Raw genomic sequence first — 269 nt, forward strand, 5'->3', positions numbered from 1 at the left:
AATATTCGCCGCTTGACCGGAGTTCGGGAAGCCAGCACCCCGCTGCCGCCTGCGCCACCGTCAGGGCCGCAGAGCGTGCAGCGCCGGGTTCCCAAGAGCGGTCAGATCATGGTGGCCGGCCAACGCCTCCGAGTCAGTCCGACCTACGCCGGCACCATCGTCACCATCATCGTCGACGATCACCACCTACGAGTGCTCGACGGCGCCAGAGAACTGTCACTGCACGCACGAACCACCACCAAGACCATTCGCAACTTCAACGCCCACCT

At 64.3% G+C, this 269-nt stretch carries 1 protein-coding gene; it reads left to right on the forward strand.

What is annotated here, in order from left to right; translation table 11 throughout:
* Positions 1–12 precede the first annotated feature (12 nt).
* Positions 13–269: Mu transposase domain-containing protein (locus GOPIP_RS27965; RefSeq protein ID WP_444542626.1), on the forward strand; the 257-nt coding region annotated here is incomplete at its 3' end.

The organism is Gordonia polyisoprenivorans NBRC 16320 = JCM 10675 (genome assembly GCF_000241325.1).
Lineage (GTDB): Bacteria > Actinomycetota > Actinomycetes > Mycobacteriales > Mycobacteriaceae > Gordonia > Gordonia polyisoprenivorans.